This window comes from Alteromonas sp. ABH4_454 (genome assembly GCF_056311775.1).
This window is the reverse complement of the sequence record NZ_CM149972.1, coordinates 1305076-1324779: the sequence shown is the minus strand read 5'-3', so window position 1 is coordinate 1324779 and position 19704 is coordinate 1305076. Positions and strand designations below refer to the sequence as shown.

Sequence of the window (19704 nt, the reverse complement as noted above, 5' to 3'; positions counted from 1 at the left end):
ATGACAGATAAGCATGAACCCGACGTACTTGACGAAGTCATAGAAGAAGTGCAGGACGTGGTCTCTGATTTCTTAAACCGCGAGGCTGCTCCCGGTATTTTGCTGATGGCAGCGACAATACTCGCACTCATTATTGCCAATTCCCCATTAGATACCCTTTACGACCATTTAATCAGCATGCCAGTTCAAATATCCGCTGGGTCGTGGGCTATTGATAAACCATTGCTGCTATGGATTAACGATGGCTTGATGGCAGTCTTTTTCTTTCACGTAGGCCTAGAGCTTAAACGGGAAGTGTGTGAAGGTGAGCTAGCAAACCCTAAAGATATTATTCTACCTGCTGCTGGTGCCGTGGGCGGTATGGCACTGCCAGCATTAATCTATGTAGGTATAAACTGGGATAACCCAGTGGCGATTGCAGGGTGGGCCATTCCCGCTGCCACAGACATTGCCTTTGCGTTGGGTATTTTGGCGCTACTTGGTAGTAGAGTACCTACTAGCCTAAAAGTGTTCTTAGTTACGCTAGCCATCATCGACGACATCGGCGCTATTGTAATTATTGCTTTGTTCTACACCGACAACATTACAGCTGGCGCGTTATACGTGGCCGCTGGATGCTTGTTGCTGTTATGGCAAATGAACAAGCGAAATGTGGTGGATATTCCAGCCTATGTTTTTGTAGGCCTCATTTTATGGGTAGCTATGCTGAAGTCGGGTGTGCACGCGACGTTAGCCGGTGTGGTACTGGCTAGTTTTATTCCCATGCGAGATCAAAAAGACCCGTCATACTCTCCAGTAACTCGACTTGAGCACGGTTTAAATGGTTCTGTAAGTTTTGCCATTTTGCCTTTGTTCGCCTTTGCTAATGCGGGCATTAGTTTTGGCAATATTAGCCCAGAAGGAATTTTTCACCCTGTAACCTTTGGCATTTTCCTTGGCTTGGTTGTGGGAAAACAAATAGGTGTATTTGGGTTTTGCTATTTAATGGTAAAGCTGAAACTAGCAAAGTTACCTGATGACCTGAACTTCAAGCATATTTATGGCTGTGCGCTGCTTTGCGGCGTTGGTTTTACCATGAGTTTGTTTATAGGAGGCCTTGCTTTTGAACAAACCGGGATTAATCAAATCTTTGATGAGCGGGTCGGAATTTTAGCGGGCTCACTCGTGTCTGCATGCTTGGGCTACATTGTATTGCGCCTGGTAAGTGATGCACCGAGTGATGACACTGACGTAGCCTCAAACGCTAGCAAGCTCACGGGCAATACAGTCAAATAGCACTTGCTTGCGTATAGGCTTACTTAAATGCGCATTCATGCCTGCTTCTAAGCAGGCATTTTTATCTTCGACAAATGCGTTGGCCGTTAGCGCTATAATTTTAATCTTAGTTTTATTTCGACCTTCTTTGCGGATAAGTGTGGATGCAGCTAATCCATCCATTATGGGCATCTGACAGTCCATTAAAACTAGATCGAAATCATGTTTTTTCTCTGCTTGTACAGCATCTCTGCCATTCTTGGTTCGAATACATTTGATGTTCGCTGATTTAAGCATATCCATCACGATGTCAGCGTTTATATCATTATCTTCTGCAAGAAGTACGCGAAGACCACTGGGGAGTGTTGCTGAGGTCTTACGTTGCTCCTGCTTATCACTATTACTCGTAGTAGCCGGAATATGGAAGGTAAAATTAGTTCCCTTACCCAATTCACTTTCAACGTAGAGTTCGCCGCCGAGCAACTCAACCAGTCCTTTGGATATGGCCAAGCCTAGACCGGTTCCTCCAAAGTGGCGGGTGGTTGAGGTGTCAGCTTGTTCAAACTTTTCAAAGATAAGGTGTATTTTTTCAGGAGCGATACCGATGCCGCTATCCCGTATCGAAACTTTAAGCCCTTGGTGCGCGTAATCAACGTCAACCGAAACTTGACCTTCATTGGTAAATTTAATCGCGTTACTAAGAAGGTTATTAATAACCTGAGCTACTTTTCCAGCATCAATGTTTAAGGCATGGGGTACATGGTCACTAATATGAAGCGCAATGTCGTACCCCTTAACCTGCGCCGTATGGCGATAAAGTTCACAGGAAGCTTCAAGCAATTCACGAATGTCACAGCGCTGGATATCACGGAGCATTTTGCCTGATTCAATTTTCGACCAATCTAAAATACTGTCCAAAATAATCAATAAATTAGTAGCTGAACGAGAAATCGTTTTTGCTCTCACTGCGATATGTTCAGGAAGGTCGTTGTCTAACATCAATTCGCAAGAACCAACGATACCGTTCATTGGCGTTCTTATCTCGTGACTCATATTAGCGAGAAATTGCGTTTTGGCAACGTTAGCAGCTTCAGCTTCTTTTAACGCTTGTGCTAGATGCTCAGTCTTTTCCTCTATGCGCTTTTCCAAGGACTGATTTAACTCATTAAGTTCTACGTTTAGCCCCTGCTCTATTTCTCTCGCTTTCTTAAGCTCATCAAAGGCACCTGACAAGCGGGTTTCTAAGCGCATAAACTCATCGCTTAGTAACGATAGTTCTTGAATGTGGAGTGCTCTTTGCGGCGCTTTTTTTCCTTGTTGCTGTGTAGGTTCGAAGTCTGCAATATAGCGAACGAGACGGCGAATGGGTGCTCCCACCATTTTCGCTACTACATAGCCTGTAAAGGTCCCGAACGCAGATAAAGCCAGCAATAAAAGTAAATCTTTGAGTAAATAACTACTCATTGATGCCATCAAAAGCCGTTTGTCGAAATAATAGCTAACCTTCCAATTGGCAAAAGAAATGTTCTTGGTAAATCTAAGCCACGTCTTACCTTGAGGACCATCATCAACTTCAATGGAACATTTGGGCTCACATGAATAAAACGGTGCTTTAGTTAACGGCTTTAACGCTAACGCCTCTGAGGCGTAAATTACCTCACCCTTTTGATCTTCGATTAACATCGAGAATCCGCCGAGACTAAGGCTATCAATGGCATGAAAGCTCTTTAGTGATAGTGACCCTTCTACAATACCTTTAGGCGCCCCATTGCTATCTAATATAGGCGCAGATAGCGCGACAATTGGGTCGTTACCAAAGCCACGGCCTTGGAAAACGTTAGATAAAAATGGCACGCCACTTTGTATAACTTCATAAAAGTAAGGCCGATAAGACACATTGGGCCGCCCATTTCGCTTTGCTTTTTCCAACATGCTTGGTGGATAGGCATGCGTAATATCACCATCTTCATTGGCTACCAGAAAGGTTAAAAATTCAGGGTTATGAGAAGCCACAATTTGTAGATTTTTGGCTGCGATGTTTTCAGCATTTTTTTCCGAACCACTATTAGAAAGTACTTTCGCTGTAGCGGTAATAGCATTTTGATGATGACGTAAAAAGTTTGAAAGCTGGAACTCCAGCACTTTAACTCGCTGGGCCATATAACTGTAAATTTGCCGCTCTTGTTGATGCTGAAACAAGCTGACTGACAGATATATCACCGCCATAGAAGCAACAAAAAAGCATCCAGAGAAAAAATACCCGAAGAGAAAGTGAAGCGTGACCCGCTTGGATTTGTACGAAGTTTGCCGCTTCAGGCCATAAATAGCTAAGTACGCGAAATGGCCGATGATCAAACCAAATACACCACTGACCCAAGTAACTAAAACACCAGAGAACACCATGTTCACGTTGCCATCATCGAACAGAGAGTGTTCTAGCAGCAAAATGGGTAAAAAGACGATAGACCAGAAGCCTGCGCCTACTTTAATCACTTGCTTTAGCGATTTATCATAGCCGAAAAAGCTAAGTACTATTGGCAAAAGAGTGAGACTTTCTTTGCCTACAATGCTGCCTTCGTTTAGCCAAAGTGGCAGACTGATTAGAAGTCCAATGGGAATTGAAATAAAAGGGGAAAAGCGAAGGGAGGCGTAAACTGCCGCTCCTATACCAAATGCGGCTATTCCAGTGCTGTCAAAAGGTGGAGAAAGGGCATTTAAACTTGCACCCAACACACATACAATTAATGCTTGGAAGGCCAGAGACCATGAAATGGAAAACGAATTACTACCAATTTTCAACACATGTCTCCAGCCGCCAGTGTTAGTGTTGCGCCATATAATCTAAAGTAAAGTTAGTAAGTAGCTTCACACCCAGCTTCATTCCCTCATCATCAACGTAGAACTCTGGCGTGTGATGAGCAGGGCTGTCTTCTTCTGATACATCTAGCGGTTTACCGCCTACCCAAACGTATAAGCCTGGAACTTGCTCCTGGAAAAATGAAAAGTCTTCAGCCCCGGTTACCGGCTTAGAAAGCAATGTGTTTTCGACGCCAGCGGTACGCTGCATGGTAGGTAACATGGCTTTTGTAAGCTCTGGGTCGTTATACGTAATTGGGTAATAGTAATCTAGTGGTAACGTGAGTTCTGCCTCTGCCCCCATACTCTCTGCAATCGCTTTTACTTTACGTGGAAGTGACTCGTAAATGTGATCGCGAGCGGCTTCGTTAAGAGTACGGATAGTGCCTACCATTTCGACTTCATTTGGAATGATGTTAGAGCGATTACCACCGTGGATTGAGCCAATCGATACCACTGCCGCATCGTCAATCAGTTTTAATTCACGACTTACAATGGTTTGAATAGACATTATCATTTGCGCAGCAGTAACTACTGGGTCTACGCTTTTCCACGGATAAGCGCCATGCGCTTGCTTTCCGTGAATAACAATTTTGAACGGATCTACTGCGGCCATAGTGCCACCGGCGTTATAGCGCACTTTGCCCACATCAGTGTTGGCATTAATATGCAAACCAAAAATAGCGTCGACGTCAGGATTCTTTAATACGCCTTCTGCCACCATAACTTCAGCACCGCCTTTTTCTCCAGCGGGGGCGCCCTCTTCTGCAGGCTGAAAGATAAATTTCACTTTACCCTTTAATTCACCCTTTATTTCAGTAAGGATTTTTGCGGCCCCCATTAGCATAGCCATATGCGTATCGTGACCGCAGGCATGCATCACTGGCACTTCTTTACCATTATACTCGCCTACTTGCGTAGAGCGATATGCTAGGTCGTTTTGCTCTTTGACCGGAAGCCCATCCATATCTGCTCGTAGGGCAACAACAGGGCCAGGCTTGCCAGAGTCTAATATTGCTACCACCCCGGTTTTAGCTACACCGGTTTGAACTTGTAAGCCTAGGCTTTTAAGGTAATCAGCCACATACTCAGCGGTTTTGAACTCGCGGTTAGACAGTTCTGGAAACTCATGAAAATGATGGCGCCATTTAATAACGTCTGGTTCTACTTTGTTAGCCAGTTCATCAACGTTAATGGGGTTAGCGCTAGCTGTAAAAGAGGCTAGGCCGGCAAATACAAGTGACAGCAACTTCCGATTCATATCTCTTATTTCCTTTGATGTTTTGAGACAGAGTAAATCATCTTAAAGGAGAACACACTAATGCTTCTGCAATTGCAGCAAAGAATTAGCAGGCACTTGAAAATACCCCATTCGCCCAGCCGTGAATATTAGACGGAAGTATAAGGCAAGCCGCTGACTAATTTGGGAAACAAACTAATCTGGAAAACAAAAAGGCGCCATGAGGCGCCTTATGTATATATCAACTTATTGCTAAGTCGCGATTAGCTCTTTTGTCTACGCATTGCGTCAAAGAACTCATCGTTAGTCTTGGTCATCGACAGCTTACTGATAAGGAAGTCCATGGCATCAATTTCAGACATTTCGTGAACAATTTTGCGAAGGATCCACATTTTCTGTAGTTCGTCTTGCGCAGTAAGTAGCTCTTCACGACGGGTACCTGAGCGGTTAAAGTCGATAGCTGGGAATACACGTTTTTCCGCAATCTTGCGGTTAAGGTGAAGTTCCATGTTACCTGTACCTTTAAACTCTTCGTAGATAACTTCATCCATCTTAGAGCCGGTATCAATTAGCGCTGTTGCGATAATGGTTAAGCTTCCGCCTTCTTCAACGTTACGTGCAGCACCGAAGAAGCGCTTAGGCTTATGTAGTGCGTTTGCGTCAACACCACCGGTAAGTACTTTACCTGATGAAGGAATTACCGTGTTGTATGCGCGAGCAAGACGAGTTATCGAATCTAGCAAAATAACCACGTCTTTTTTATGCTCTACAAGACGCTTCGCTTTTTCGATTACCATTTCTGCCACTTGTACGTGACGGCTTGCAGGTTCATCAAAGGTCGATGCAACAACTTCACCCTGAACAAGGCGGTGCATCTCGGTTACTTCTTCTGGACGCTCGTCGATAAGTAACACCATTAACTCACAGTCTGGGTGATTAGCGGCGATTGACTGGGCGATGTTCTGAAGCAGGAGTGTTTTACCGGCTTTAGGTGGTGCAACGATAAGGCCACGCTGACCTTTACCGATTGGCGATGCTAAATCAAGTACACGAGCCGTGATATCTTCCGTTGAACCGTTGCCCCGTTCCATACGCAAGCGGTCTGCTGCGTGAAGCGGTGTAAGGTTTTCGAAAAGGATTTTGTTACGTGAATTTTCAGGCTTGTCGAAGTTAACTTCGCGAATTTTAAGCAGAGCGAAATATCGTTCACTGTCTTTTGGTGGACGAATTTTTCCAGCAATTGTATCACCTGTACGCAAGTTGAAGCGTCGGATTTGGCTTGGCGATACATAGATATCGTCCGGCCCTGCAAGATACGAAGAGTCAGCTGAGCGTAAGAAGCCGAAACCGTCCTGTAAAATTTCTAGTACCCCATCACCAAAGATATCTTCACCGCTTTTTGCGTGTGTCTTTAGGATTGAGAAAATGATGTCTTGTTTTCTGGCGCGCGCCATGTTTTCCAGGCCCATTTCCTCGGCCAGGTTAACCAACTCGCTTATTGGTTTGTTCTTTAATTCAGTTAAATTCATACTGGTGGGTCTTTGTGCTTGAACTTCGCTTACAGGACTTAAAGTCACTCTGTTCTAGTTTAGATTTGATATCACCCGGATGTGGGCGTAAGCAGAATGCTGCTCGGATGAGCGCTGAGGAAAAGTTAGCACTATATTTAATCAACGTCCAGCGTTTTACCACCGAAATGTTAAATAAATTGATATGCCCTTTTCTAAAACAATTAGTAAGTACCTGTGATGCAAATAAAAACCGGCGCTTTATTCGCACCGGTTTTTTATTTTGTTTCAATTACAGATTTTCGTTTAGAAATTCTGTTAATTGAGCTTTTGATAGCGCGCCAACTTTAGTAGCAGCAACGTTACCGTTTTTGAAAAGTAGCAATGTAGGAATACCACGAATACCATATTTAGGTGGAGTTTCGTTATTTTCATCGACATTCAACTTGCCAACTGTTAACTTGCCTTCAAACTCGGTCGCAACTTCTTCTAAGATTGGTGCGATCATTTTACACGGGCCACACCATTCAGCCCAGAAGTCAACCAGTACAGGACCTTCAGCATTGATAACATCTGCTTCGAATTTATCGTCAGATAACTGGATAATTTTGTCGCTCATTCTTTTCTCCATTATTGGTCTGTCGCTGATTTGTCTCAGCCCGACCATAAGTGTTATATAGAAACTGTTTTTTAATGCAAGCACTGATAAGCTATAAGCTATGCCTACTCACTTAACTGATACTCATTTTTCCGACCTGCCGATTAACGGCAAGGTTGTTGACGCCTTAACGGCAGCTAATTTTTCACATTGTACACCAATTCAAGCACTTGCACTGCCTCCATTATTGGAAGGTCACGACATTGCAGGTCAGGCTCAAACAGGAACCGGTAAAACCATTGCCTTTTTGGTGGCTACATTTCACTATTTGCTAAGCAAAGCAGAAAATGCAGATAACAGCAAATCAAATGGCCCTCGCGCAATTATTATGGCGCCGACCAGAGAGCTCGCCGTTCAAATTTATAACGACGCCAAACTGCTTAGTGAGCATACCGGATTGTCGCTTGGTTTGATTTATGGGGGCGAAGGTTACCAAAGTCAACGTGAAACTTTGGAAGAAGGGGTGGATATTATAATTGGTACGACAGGACGCATTCTTGATTACTATAAACAGAATGTGTTTACTCTGAATAATATTCAGGTTGCCGTACTTGATGAAGCCGACCGCATGTTCGATTTAGGCTTTATTAAAGATATCCGCTTTTTATTCCGCCGTATGCCACCGGCAAGCGACCGCCTAAGCATGCTGTTTTCAGCTACGCTAAGCTATCGCGTACAAGAACTTGCCTATGAGCATATGAATAACCCAACTCATGTTCAGGTTGCCCCGGAACAAACCACGGCGACTCGCGTTTCACAAGAGTTATTTTACCCGTCTGACGATGACAAGATGTTGCTTCTTCTTACGTTACTTGAAGAAGAGTGGCCAGAAAAAGCGATTGTTTTTGCCAACACTAAAAATAGCTGTGAAAAAGTCACTGACTGGCTTACCGCTGATGGACATCGCGTAGGCTTACTAAGCGGTGATGTACCGCAGAAAAAACGCCTGGGGATATTAGAAGGCTTTACCAAGGGTAACCTTGATATTCTGGTTGCAACTGACGTTGCAGCACGAGGTCTTCATATCGACGCCGTAACTCACGTATTTAACTATGACCTTCCTGATGATGCGGAAGACTATGTGCACCGAATTGGTCGTACTGGTCGCGCAGGTCAAAGCGGCGTTGCGATTAGTTTTGCATGTGAGAAATACGCACTGAACTTACCTGCTATCGAGCAATACATTCAAAAGGCAATTCCGGTTACCGATTATGACCGCAGTGCCTTACTTGACGATGTGACGCTACCTAAGCCACGCAGAAGACGTACGCCTAACAACCGCAACTCTTCTCGCCGTGGTAACGGTAGAGGCCGAGGTAAGCCTCAAAACCGAAACAACAGAGCGCAATAATAAGGCGCTAGGGTAGTCAATAAGAAACGAGATTTTATGCAGGCAGAACTCCAGCACGACGCACAAACTTACGGCGAGTATTATGCCGCCGTGGACTTGGGCTCTAACAGCTTTCATATGGTGATTGTGCACGTTGTTAACGGCAGCGTGCAAATAATAGGGAAAATTAAGCAAAAAGTTCGTTTAGCCGCTGGCTTAGACGATAACTTAGCACTTGATGATGTAAGCATGGAGCGCGGCTGGCAATGCCTGCAAGTTTTCTCGGAGCGCCTGCAAGATATCCCTTCATCCAATATTAAGATAGTCGCTACTGCTACCCTACGCCTTGCGACCAACGCTCATGTTTTCATTCGCAAAGCTGAAGAAATTCTTAACCACAAGCTCAATGTGATAAGCGGCGAGGAAGAAGCACGACAAATTTACCTAGGGGTAGCCTATACATCAGCTAACCAAGGTAACAGCCTTGTCATTGATATTGGTGGTGCAAGCACCGAAATTATTATCGGTAACGACATGCAACCTATTCATTTGAAAAGTTTGGATATGGGCTGTGTGACTTTTATGGAGCGTTACTTTACAGGCGGCACCATAACCGAAGACAACTTCGAAAATGCTAAAAAAGCGGCCCATGCACTGATTGATGATGTATCAAGCGCTTTTTTATGTTTCGACTGGGAGAATTGCTTAGGTGCGTCCGGGACGCCGCAGGCGATTACCGAGATATTGGTAGCACAGGGTATCAGCGATGCCATTCGCTTAGACTATCTGTATCACTTGGAAAAACAGTGTATCGAATGCGGCAATATTAAAAGCCTTGATATCGACGGATTAGAAGACAATAGAAAAGCTATTTTCCCTTCTGGCTTGGCGATTCTTATCAGCTTGTTTGAAGCGCTAAATATTAACCATATGAATATTTCTGGCGGGGCATTGCGCGAAGGTCTTATCTACGGAATGTTAGATAACGTTACTGAAAACGATAGACGCCAACAAACGCTCAACCAAGCAAAGCAGCGTTATCACGTTGATAAAAACCATGCTAATGCTGTGCGCCATGTATCCCTTGCTTTGTGCCATCAGCTTTGTGCTCAACAAAATATTTGCCATCTAGATACGGAAACTATTTTAGGGGCCGCTGCACAATTGCATGAAATTGGTCTTCACATTGAATATAAGCGCCATCACGAACATGGTGAATATATTTTAAGTCATATTGATTTACCGGGGTTTACTCGCTTGCAGCGATCAGCAATTCGCGACCTTGTTGCGCAGCATCGTTTAACGATTGATGCAGACATTTTTGACAAGTACCACGAAGACTATCGCCCTATGTTAAAAGGCATGCTTCGAGTACTACGCATAGCGGTAGTCCTATGTCTACGCCGCCAAAACAAACATATTCCCGAAGTTTCGCTACAATGTGATGGTAGTAAGTGGACACTTACTTTCCCCGAAGACTGGTTAAAGTCTCACCCTTTAATTAATGCTGAGTTAGCTAACGAGTGCTGGCTACAGCACAAAGCAGGGTGCGAGCTTGTGTGTAAGTAAATACTCACAACCTTATCGTATCAATAAAAAAGCCGTGCTTAGCACGGCTTTTTGTTGGAATACGCAATTTGATATCACTAAATTTTAATGTCTATTTACCACTATGCTTTGCCAGCAACTCTGCTGCTTTAGGTGCAAAATAGGTTAAGATGCCATCTGCCCCAGCGCGTTTAAATGCAAGTAAAGACTCTAAAATTACCGCCTCTTCGTTGAGCCAGCCGTTAGCAAAGGCAGCTTGATGCATGGCGTATTCGCCACTTACTTGGTAGGCAAATGTTGGCACTTTAAATTCGTCTTTGCAGCGTCGTACTACATCTAAATAGGGCATGCCGGGCTTCACCATTACCATGTCTGCGCCCTCTTCTATATCAAGGGCAATTTCATGAAGGGCCTCATCGGTATTCGCAGGGTCCATCTGGTAGGTTTTCTTGTTGCCGCCCTTGATGTTTGCGGCAGAGCCGACTGCATCACGGAATGGGCCATAGTAAGCCGATGCGTATTTAGCCGAGTAAGCCATAATACATGTGTTGATATGGCCTGCCTCTTCAAGTGCCTTACGAATGCTGCCAATGCGGCCATCCATCATGTCAGAAGGTGCAACAATGTCAGCACCAGCTTCGGCATGTGACAAAGCTTGCTTGATGAGAACCTCAACGGTTTCGTCGTTCATCACATAACCAGCCTCATCTAGAAGGCCATCTTGTCCATGAGACGTGAAAGGGTCTAATGCAATATCAGACATCAGCATGACTTCAGGGAACGCCTTTTTAAGCGCCCTCATAGCTTGTTGAGCAAGGCCGTCAGGATTAAATGCTTCACTGGCGCATTCGGTTTTAAGCGACATAGGTGTTACAGGGAAAAGTGCAATAGTTCTAATACCTAATGCTACCCAATTAGCGGCTTCTTGAACCAACAAATCAATAGAAAGTCTTTCAACACCAGGCATAGAGGGTACGGCTTCCCTCGCGTTATCACCAGGCAACACAAAGACGGGGTAGATTAAATCATCCGTAGTTAGCCTGTGCTCTGCCACAAGCCCTCTTAACGCATCTTTGGCACGTAGTCTACGCATACGACGGAGAGGGAAAGGTGAAGACGTCATAGTTTTTCCTGTAAATGTTTGTGTATTACTGTGTTTCGCCCTGAAGCTTTCGCTTCGTACAGGCAGTCATCAGCATATTTAAATAAACTTTGCGCGTGCTCTTCATCCGCGATAACGGTTGTAGAAACACCTGCGCTGGCGGTTAGCTTAATTACTTGTCCCTCGTATTCAAGTGGACTGTTTTCTAAGCTATGTCGAATATTTTCAGCAACGTGGTACGCGCCGTTCAAATCAGTATTAGGCAATATAATCGCGAACTCTTCACCACCTATGCGACACAAATCATCTGTTGGACGATGGATGAGTTTTTGAAAGACATTTGTTACGTGAATTAAGCACGCATCTCCGCCGTCGTGTCCGTATTGGTCGTTAATTTTTTTAAAGTGATCCACGTCAACAATGATCAGTGATAAAGGCGTTTGCTCACGGCGGCTGCGCCTTCCCTCCGAACGCAATCGCTTATCAAAGTGGCGGCGGTTATGGGCACCTGTAAGCGGGTCTATTGCGTTAAGTCTTTCGAGCTCTTGATTCACATCGGAAAGCTCACGCAGTGTTATCTCTAACTCGAGCGTTCGCTCCTGAACTTTATATTCAAGATCATCTTGGTAGCGCTTTTGCACCTCCAACAAGTTTTCCTTAGCGGTATTCGCCTGTTTTTCTTGTTCAAGGGCAAACTGCTGAGCATTAATTAGGTCGTCACGACTGTGGCTGTAATTAATCGCTAAGATTAGCGCCAAAATAAGGGCTTCAACCGTCCCCCCGATAATCAGCAAGTTATTCGATGATATAGGTAGTTGGATAATATTTACATTATCTAAACTTGCACTCAGCCCGCTAATTAGTAGAAAGCCCCATGCAATAGTAAAGTAGCGAGCTACCACCTCTCCTTTAAGAGAAAGCCATACGCCCAGAGACAGAGTAAAAATAACCACTAGGCTTAGCAATAAAAGAAATGCTTTTATCATTAGCCAATAAGGTAGAACAAGACCTGCAACAATACTCAGGCCGCAAATCCAACTAATCGCTTTGGTCACGTTATCCAGTTTATTGCTGTAATTTTTAATAGGCAGAAGACTACGCGTAAATAACGCGGCAAACATAATGGTAGCGTTTGCAAATACGATAATCGCCTTACTCTGAAACCAAGTGCTCGAAGACCAAATATAAGAAAAGCCATAGCCATGAAGCGTAATTAAAGTGAACGCTAGGTTGATTACATAACCCGAGTAAAACAAAAAAGACACGTTTTTGGTTGTGACAGTTAAAAAGGCATTACTCACCCCCATTGCTAGCAGAACGCCGAAGAAGATGCCTAACACCAAGTTTCTCGTTGATGTGTATTCTATAAACTCTGTCTCTTCCCAAATACGAATGGGAAGGCGTATGCTGCCCGATGTTTGCAGTTTAATAATAATGCGCAGAGATTGCGCACTGTCAGGTAAGGGGAATAAGGGTTTGACGTGCGCAATGGGTCTATCGTCAAAGCTTTGTCCGTCGCCGCCAGAGTAAGACACTATGGGTTTAGTGCCCACTTGGCTATATACAGCTACATCCAAGTTATCTAACAGCGGATAGTCTATATGTAAAAGAAACCGGTTTTGGTTGCTTTGAGTAGGCTCAACCACCATTGAAAGCCAGTGCACATTTTTGTCCATTCCTAAATTGACTGGAGACGAGACTTGAGACCATTCACTAGCAGAGGTTTGCACAACACTATTAAAATCAAGTTTCATCCCTTGAGTTTCTTTGAGATAGGTTAACTGTGAAAACCGAGGGGAGAGGCTTGTGGCTGGTGAAAGGTTAAGCAGAACTAAGACAAATGTCACAACGGCAAGGGCTGTAATAAGAATGAGACCCGCATCATACTTGCGGATCGCTTTTAGATTTGTCTGCATATAAACCCGTGTTTAGCTGAGAGAAAACAACTCACAGCTATTAGCATAACTGCTAATACGCAATTTATCAGTGTCAACTTGAAGATATTCACCTAATTGCTGAGCGATATGGGGCAAAAAAGCGGGCTCATTATTGCGTTTTCGCGGACGAAGTGTTTTTGGAAATAAATATGGGGCATCAGTTTCAAGAATAAGCTTATTCAGCGGGATATGCTTTACGGCATCACGTAAGTCAGCACCGCGCTTATCGTCACATACCCATCCTGTAATACCAATATAAAGGCCTAACGACAAATACGCTTTTACTTGTTCAGTTGTGCCAGTAAAGCAGTGGGCAATTCCCCCTTTTAAGCTCGGCATATACTGGGTTAACAAGCCAATCTGCTCGTTAAAGGCATCTCTTTCATGTAAGTACACAGGTAAGTTCAATGACGTAGCTAACTTTAACTGCGCTTCAAAAACCGCTAATTGAACGTCCTGAGGTGAAAAATTACGGTTAAAGTCTAACCCGCACTCACCTACAGCCACACACCCTTTATGTTGAGCGAGCTCACGTAAACGCTCATAGTCGCTTTCAGTGACATCTTTTGCATTATGAGGATGTACACCAATGGTGAAACAGCACTGATCAGGGTACTTTTCGTAAAGCGCTACCGCGGCATCCCACTCATTCGGATGAGTGGTAATGACACACAGTTTATCAACACCGGCATCTTGTGCACGTTGTATGACTTCTTCGGCGTCAAAACGCTTATCAAGCAGATTGACGCCTGCGTCGAACCAAGACATTTACTTAACGCGTTTTACTTTCATGCGCTTGTTAACACCTTCTACGCTTAAATAGAATGACCCTAACAGACCTCTTTCAATTGATACTTGCTGACCTTCTTCAATCTTCAAGTAAGCGCTATCGCTCTGCTTCCAAACTGAGCCATCGCTAAACGTAATAATTTTTTTACCTCGAAGGGAGTCTTTAAACGATGCTATAGTGAGTGAAATCTCAGAGGCTTCAGCAGATAAATCACGTTTATGTTCTAGACCGAAGTCGTTTTCAGGCTCTGCTGCGCTAGCAGGTTTGCTTACGGCAGGACGTGTATTCGGTTCAGCTTGCAATCTTGGTTTAGCAACCGTCTGCGATTTGTACGCTTGTAATTGGCTTACAGATGCATCTGCGCCATCATATTGATTCAGTGATTTCGCAATATTGTCGTAACAAATTAAACGCTTTAAGCTGTTGTCTGTGTTCCGGCATTTTTCCATAGCATCAGCTACAGTCTCGGCGTGAACGTTAAGCGCTCCAAAAGCACACAATAATGTGGCAATAGATATCAGTCGAGTTTTCATTCTTATTCCTTGCTCTTTTTAACTTTTATGTATTGTCAGTGACTTCTTCTGACTCATCGTCACTTGGCTTTTTACCTGCGTAGAAACCACCCACAATGACGCCGACCTCGAATAGCAACCACATTGGTATTGCTAACAGAGTCTGAGAAATAATATCTGGTGGCGTCAGTAACATGCCAACTACAAACGCACCTACAACCACATACGGACGTTTAGCTCTTAGCGACTTAGCATCAGTCACGCCAGTCCAACACATCAGAATAATAGCTATGGGTATCTCGAATGAGACCCCAAATGCGAAGAACAGTTTCAATACGAAATTTAAGTAACTTGATATATCTGTACTTACCGTTACTCCTTCAGGCGCCACACTGGTGAAAAATGCGAACGCAATAGGGAATACAACGAAATAGGCAAAGGCCATACCGGCATAAAATAGTAAGGTACTTGATAAAAGCAGAGGCGCAACAAGGCGTTTTTCATTTCGGTATAAGCCCGGCGCAACAAAGCCCCACACTTGATAAAGCACATAGGGGATAGCAATGAAAAACGAGAGCACCAAGGTAAGTTTAAAAGGCGCGAAAAAGGGCGATGCCACATCGGTTGCAATCATACTTGAGTTTTCAGGTAGTGTTGCAAGTAATGGCATTGCTAACAGCTGGTAAAGGTCTTGTGCGAAAGCGGCAAGACACACAAATACGATCAGCACGCTCAAAAGCGCTTTGAGAATACGGCTGCGTAATTCAATTAAATGAGAAATGAGATTGTTAGCGTCAGACATCTATTGCTTTTTATATGGTTCTTGAACCGACTCGGCGGCTTTTTTTAGCTCATCGACACTTTGTTCAAGTTCAGGTGAAAGATCTTTAAGGCCTTGCTGCTCTGCTTTTTTCAAGTTTTCATGCAACTCATGCACACGCAGCTGATGCTCAACTTCTTGCTTAAAGCCCGTTGCTACATTACGCACGCTGCGAATTGTATTTATAGTAGAGCGCATGGCACCTGGCAGTCGTTCGGGCCCTAAAATAAGGAGTGCCAAAACGCCTACTACCAATAGCTCCCAAAAGCCGATATCAAACATCAGGATTTTTCTTTAACGTCGCTCTGTGTTTTTGTCGAAACAGGCTCAGCCGCTGACTTTTCTTCAACTTGCTTCTTTTGCTCAAAGTCGGCGTCTTTGTCTTCTTCGCTCACTGCTTTTTTGAAGCCTTTGATTGCGCCACCTAAGTCAGTGCCGATACCTTTAAGTCGTTTTGTACCAAATAATAGCACTACGATAACTAGTACGATCAGCAACTGCCAAATACTAATACCACCCATAAAAATAATCTCCATTACATCGTTGTACACAGTATGCCATTGCCCGCCAATGCTTTCACCTGAATATTTACTCGAATGAATAAAGATTGACGTTTTAGCATCGACAATACATCCTCTGTATATCTTAAAAGCGAATAGTAAATACATTCAACTATTCTAATTTTTACAAGGAGTTAGTGAGCAATGCTGTGTCTTACCATTGTCTATTGTCATTTGTTGCTCTCTGCCCCTTCTACGCTGAATAATACTCCACACACGTTGAATCAACCCGTAAACACGACCAGTAGAAGTACTGCTTACCACGACGCTATTAAACCTACGCATGCCCTTACTACAAATTCTGTCAATTCGGAAAATGACATACTGTCAGCCGCACAGGTGCAAGACGATGAGCAGTGGTTTGATATTTGGCAGCGCAGTTTTACTGACACTATGGACTTTACGGTAAAACAGCTCGATGGCTTGTTTATGAGTGACAGCCTTCCAATTACTTCCGGACGCAAAGAAGCAAGAGCGGAAGGCCGTATTCAACTCTCATGGGAGCCAAGAAGCAGTATGCTTACAGATACTGACTTACGCTTTCGTATTCGTGTTCGTTTGCCGGCTTTAAAAGAGCGCGTTGATTTACTATTGAGTGACAATGAAGACGAAACGCAGAACAATACAATACGGGCAGCAAGAGATACCGGAAATAACGACCGCGATAGGACGACTATTGCACTAAGATTTCGCCCAGAACAAGATTCACATTATTCGTATAGAGTCGGCGCAGGACGTCGCGACCAACTTTATGCCATGACACGATACAAAGACGCCTTCGCCTTTTCCAAACAGTGGGCCATGCTTTACGACGCAGAGCTTTATTATTACACCCGTGACCGATTAGGGGCTGAACTTGGGTGGGCAGTTCAATACGAGATGAGCAAAAAACATCTCATTCGCCAAAACAACCGCTTTTATTTTCGAGACAATACAAATGACTGGTTGTGGCGCCACGAAGTACATCATTTGTTTTCAGTAGATCAACATAACGCCGTTATTCCCCACTTAATGGTGGAGGGGCTGAGCCAACCTAACTATCGCGTAGAAGAAATTTACGGCGGGTTTAGATGGCGTAACAATATGTTACGCGATTGGCTTTTCTTTGAAGTAGAGCCCTTCGTGTTGTGGCTACGTGAAGAGGATTTTAAAACCTCTTATGGCTTAGCTTTGCGCGTTGAAGCTTACTATGGGCGAGATACTTAACTTAAGTGAGCACATATAAAAAAGCTGTCGTAAGACAGCTTTTTCGAAAACAATATAATGAGTGAAATTTAAGGACGAAGCGCCCTATCACCCCGCGCAAGACCACAAACACCGGTGCGCGATGATTCGATAATTTCAGCACACTGCCCCATAGTCGTGGCAAATGCATCTAGCTTATCTGTGGTGCCCGTAATTTCAATGGTGTAATTGTTTACGTTCACATCCACAATACGCGCACGGAAGATATCAGAGTTCCGCTTCACTTCAGCACGTACTGACTCTGTGCGGGTAGCAACTTTAATCAGCATAAGTTCGCGTTCAATGTGCGTACCTTCGGTAAGGTCTACCACTTTTAGCACATCAATAAGCTTATTCACTTGCTTAGTAATTTGCTCTATGACTTTGTCGTCGCCGTGCGTGATAATCGTTAGACGCGAAAGGCTCGCGTCGTCGGTTGGTGCCACACACAGTGAGTCAACGTTGTAACCACGTTGTGAGAATACACCAACGATACGAGATAGTGCGCCAGGGGCGTTTTCCATTAATACAGAGATAATACGTTTCATCAGGTTCGCTCCGTCTTGCTTAAGCGCATGTCATCCATTGCGCCAAACTTAATTTGCATTGGATATACGTGTTCGTTTTGGTCTACTGCTATGTCCATAAACACTAAGCGATCTGTGTAGCTGAAACATTTCTCCATTGCTGCGTCTAGCTCTTCGAGCTTGTCTACTTTAATGCCTACGTGTCCGTAAGCTTCTGCTAACTTCACAAAGTCAGGCATTGAATCCATATACGAGTGTGAGTGTCGCCCTTTATAAATCATATCCTGCCATTGACGAACCATACCTAAAGCACGGTTGTTCAATGAGATAATCTTGATAGGCAGGTTGTACTGCAAGCAGGTAGATAGCTCTTGAATATTCATTTGAATACTGCCATCACCGGTTACTACCACAGAGGTGGAGCCCGGGTGCGCAAACTGCACGCCCATTGCAGCCGGTAAACCAAAGCCCATAGTGCCAAGACCACCTGAGTTGATCCACTGACGCGGTTTATCATAAGGGTAATAAAGCGCAGCAAACATTTGATGCTGACCTACGTCAGAACTTACATAGGCTTTACCGTCGGTGTGTTTGTACAGTGCTTCGATAACGCGCTGTGGCTTAATGACTTCTTCGCCCTGTGTGTAGTTTAAACACTCACGAGCACGCCATGTTTCTATCTGCTGCCACCAATCGGCTAGCTTTTCGCTTTGCCCAGATAAATCTTTCTTATTTACCTGACTTAAAATTTGATCAAGTACTTTATCTACCGAACCTACCACAGGAATATGCGCATTGACGGTCTTAGAAATTGATGCTGGGTCGATGTCAACATGGATAATGTCTGCATGAGGGCAGAATTTATCAACGTTGTTGGTAACACGGTCATCAAAACGTGCACCTAGTGCAATGATGCAGTCGGCATTATGCATGGTCTTGTTCGCTTCAAGCGTACCGTGCATACCTAGCATGCCGATAAATTGCTTGTGTGTACCCGGCATAGCACCAAGGCCCATTAGCGTACAAGTTACCGGAGCATTTAGCTTCTCAGCTAATTCAATAACTTTTTCTGATGCGTCGCACGCTACTGCACCACCACCTACATATAATACCGGACGTTCTGCTTTGAGTAGCGACTCAACCGCTTTCTTAACCTGCTTGGGGTGGCCCTTTTCGGTAGGGTTATAAGAGCGCATAGTAACGTCGGCTGGATACACATAAGGGTGTTCTTCCGCTACGTTCACAATATCCTTCGGTAAATCTACAACTACCGGCCCAGGACGCCCTGTGTTAGCAATATAATAGGCTTTAGCAATGGCTTCTGGAATATCAACCGCGCGCTTAACCAAAAAGCTGTGCTTAACGATAGGACGCGAACACCCTACCATGTCAGTTTCTTGGAATGCGTCTTCACCAATGTGCTTCGACGGCACCTGCCCCGATAAAATTACCATCGGGATAGAGTCCATGTACGCAGTAGCAATACCTGTAATAGTATTCGTAGCGCCTGGACCTGATGTGACGAGCACTGTGCCGGTTTTGCCAGTTGAACGTGCATAACCATCCGCCATATGGGCGGCTGCCTGTTCATGACGTACGAGGACGTGTTTGACATCATCTTGCGCAAATAACGCATCATAAATGTCTAGTACGGCACCACCTGGGTAACCGAACACGTGTGTCACTCCTACATCTTTTAGCGCTTCAACCACCATGGCTGCGCCCGACATCATTTTCACAGTGCTTTTCTCCTGTAATGGGTTGGGGGGTTTGTCAGCGTACGTTGACGATGCCCCGACTATAACTAAGGTAATAGGAAGATAAAACACCAAATTGCG

At 44.3% G+C, this 19704-nt stretch carries 17 protein-coding genes; 4 read left to right on the top strand and 13 right to left on the bottom strand.

Annotated features, from left to right (window positions below):
• Nucleotides 1-1275, top strand: a complete 1275-nt coding sequence (nhaA, locus tag ACYX4W_RS05820) for a Na+/H+ antiporter NhaA (RefSeq protein ID WP_476074949.1) — start codon at nucleotides 1-3, stop codon at nucleotides 1273-1275.
• On the opposite strand, the gene ACYX4W_RS05815 is transcribed toward nhaA, so the two are convergent.
• From ACYX4W_RS05815 to trxA, 4 genes are all read right to left on the bottom strand, one after another.
• Nucleotides 1237-4056 (bottom strand): hybrid sensor histidine kinase/response regulator, encoded by a 2820-nt coding sequence (locus ACYX4W_RS05815; protein ID WP_476074948.1) that lies wholly within the window; start codon nucleotides 4054-4056, stop codon nucleotides 1237-1239. The genes nhaA and ACYX4W_RS05815 overlap by 39 nt on opposite strands.
• A 19-nt stretch (nucleotides 4057-4075) precedes the next feature.
• On the bottom strand, nucleotides 4076-5371 hold the full coding sequence (locus ACYX4W_RS05810) for an amidohydrolase (protein WP_474853427.1): 1296 nt from the start codon (nucleotides 5369-5371) through the stop codon (nucleotides 4076-4078).
• Nucleotides 5372-5613: 242 nt separating this feature from the next.
• Nucleotides 5614-6879: a transcription termination factor Rho gene (gene rho / locus ACYX4W_RS05805; protein ID WP_014948094.1), complete on the bottom strand. Its 1266-nt coding sequence runs from the start codon at nucleotides 6877-6879 to the stop codon at nucleotides 5614-5616.
• 271 nt (nucleotides 6880-7150) lie between these two features.
• Nucleotides 7151-7477 (bottom strand): thioredoxin TrxA, encoded by a 327-nt coding sequence (trxA, locus tag ACYX4W_RS05800; RefSeq protein ID WP_118490421.1) that lies wholly within the window; start codon nucleotides 7475-7477, stop codon nucleotides 7151-7153.
• A 100-nt stretch (nucleotides 7478-7577) separates the two neighbouring features.
• On the opposite strand from trxA, the gene rhlB reads away from it, so the two are divergent.
• A complete protein-coding gene (gene rhlB, locus ACYX4W_RS05795; RefSeq protein WP_476074947.1) occupies nucleotides 7578-8867 on the top strand; it encodes an ATP-dependent RNA helicase RhlB in 1290 nt (429 codons plus the stop codon).
• A gap of 36 nt (nucleotides 8868-8903) precedes the next feature.
• On the top strand, nucleotides 8904-10415 hold the full coding sequence (locus ACYX4W_RS05790) for a Ppx/GppA phosphatase family protein (RefSeq protein ID WP_476074946.1): 1512 nt from the start codon (nucleotides 8904-8906) through the stop codon (nucleotides 10413-10415).
• A 91-nt stretch (nucleotides 10416-10506) separates the two neighbouring features.
• Here ACYX4W_RS05790 and hemB read toward each other — a convergent pair whose 3' ends face one another.
• Genes hemB through tatA form a run of 7 tightly spaced genes read right to left on the bottom strand, consistent with a single transcriptional unit; the run spans nucleotide 10507 to nucleotide 16082 of the window.
• Complete coding sequence (hemB, locus tag ACYX4W_RS05785; protein WP_476074945.1) at nucleotides 10507-11517, bottom strand: porphobilinogen synthase; 1011 nt, start codon at nucleotides 11515-11517, stop codon at nucleotides 10507-10509.
• Nucleotides 11514-13412 (bottom strand): sensor domain-containing diguanylate cyclase, encoded by a 1899-nt coding sequence (locus tag ACYX4W_RS05780; protein WP_476074944.1) that lies wholly within the window; start codon nucleotides 13410-13412, stop codon nucleotides 11514-11516. Before ACYX4W_RS05780 ends, hemB begins: the two co-directional genes overlap by 4 nt.
• 12 nt (nucleotides 13413-13424) lie before the next feature.
• Nucleotides 13425-14201, bottom strand: coding sequence for a TatD family hydrolase (locus ACYX4W_RS05775; RefSeq protein WP_476074943.1), 777 nt, complete (start codon nucleotides 14199-14201; stop codon nucleotides 13425-13427).
• Nucleotides 14202-14756, bottom strand: coding sequence for a hypothetical protein (locus ACYX4W_RS05770; protein ID WP_476055102.1), 555 nt, complete (start codon nucleotides 14754-14756; stop codon nucleotides 14202-14204).
• A 25-nt stretch (nucleotides 14757-14781) separates the two neighbouring features.
• Nucleotides 14782-15537 carry a twin-arginine translocase subunit TatC gene (tatC, locus tag ACYX4W_RS05765; RefSeq protein WP_474808999.1) on the bottom strand — a complete coding sequence of 252 codons (756 nt, stop codon included), beginning with the start codon at nucleotides 15535-15537 and terminating at the stop codon, nucleotides 14782-14784.
• Entirely contained in the window at nucleotides 15538-15837 is a 300-nt protein-coding gene (gene tatB, locus ACYX4W_RS05760; RefSeq protein ID WP_012517066.1) for a Sec-independent protein translocase protein TatB, read from the bottom strand.
• Nucleotides 15837-16082, bottom strand: coding sequence for a Sec-independent protein translocase subunit TatA (tatA, locus tag ACYX4W_RS05755; RefSeq protein WP_232091269.1), 246 nt, complete (start codon nucleotides 16080-16082; stop codon nucleotides 15837-15839). The genes tatB and tatA overlap by 1 nt, the downstream gene beginning before the upstream one ends.
• A gap of 177 nt (nucleotides 16083-16259) precedes the next feature.
• Between tatA and ACYX4W_RS05750 the strand changes: the two genes are divergently transcribed.
• Complete coding sequence (locus ACYX4W_RS05750) at nucleotides 16260-17321, top strand: hypothetical protein (protein WP_476074942.1); 1062 nt, start codon at nucleotides 16260-16262, stop codon at nucleotides 17319-17321.
• A gap of 68 nt (nucleotides 17322-17389) precedes the next feature.
• Here the strand turns inward: ACYX4W_RS05750 and ilvN are convergent, their stop codons facing one another.
• Both ilvN and ACYX4W_RS05740 read right to left on the bottom strand, forming a co-directional pair.
• Nucleotides 17390-17887, bottom strand: coding sequence for an acetolactate synthase small subunit (ilvN, locus tag ACYX4W_RS05745; protein WP_014975513.1), 498 nt, complete (start codon nucleotides 17885-17887; stop codon nucleotides 17390-17392).
• Nucleotides 17887-19605 (bottom strand): acetolactate synthase 3 large subunit, encoded by a 1719-nt coding sequence (locus tag ACYX4W_RS05740; RefSeq protein WP_474809010.1) that lies wholly within the window; start codon nucleotides 19603-19605, stop codon nucleotides 17887-17889. The genes ilvN and ACYX4W_RS05740 overlap by 1 nt, the downstream gene beginning before the upstream one ends.
• Between the last annotated feature and the right edge of the window lie 99 nt (nucleotides 19606-19704).